This window comes from Aliivibrio sp. 1S128 (assembly GCF_001691065.1).
Lineage (GTDB): Bacteria > Pseudomonadota > Gammaproteobacteria > Enterobacterales > Vibrionaceae > Aliivibrio.
In genome coordinates this window covers 1-449 of record NZ_MAJV01000180.1, presented here as the reverse complement: position 1 = coordinate 449, position 449 = coordinate 1, and the positions used below count along the sequence as shown (strand labels likewise).

1 protein-coding gene is annotated in these 449 nt (G+C 34.7%); it reads left to right on the top strand.

All coding sequences use genetic code 11. From position 1 onward, the window contains the following. Window positions 1–52 precede the first annotated feature (52 nt). Window positions 53–427 (top strand): VOC family protein, encoded by a 375-nt coding sequence (locus A6E03_RS19645; RefSeq protein ID WP_065601579.1) that lies wholly within the window; start codon window positions 53–55, stop codon window positions 425–427. Window positions 428–449: the final 22 nt, after the last annotated feature.

The following is a 449-nucleotide window of genomic DNA, read 5'->3' as shown; positions in this document are numbered from 1 at the left end:
GTTATGCAGGCGTTATATGCTTGAAAGGATTAAAATTAATAAGGAGATTGACGTGATCATTAATCATATTTCTATTGGTACAAAAGACGTAGTAGCGGCAGTGGCATTTTATGATGCAGTATTTGAAACTCTATCAATAAAACGCTCCCATTATATTGATGGAATTGCAGCTGCTTATGGTGATAGTTTTGAATTTTGGGTTGGTTGTCCTTGTGAAAATAGTCCGACTAATGGTAATGGCTCTCATGTTGCTTTTAATGCCCCAAATAGTGAATCAGTCGATAATTTCTATAAGATTGCAATTAAAAATGGAGCCACTTGTTCTGGTAAGCCTAATCTAAGACCTGAATATGGTGAAGGTTATTATGCAGCTTATGTTCTGGATTTAGATGGCAACAAAATAGAAGCTGTTTTTAACCAATTTTAAGAACGCATATAACAAATGCATC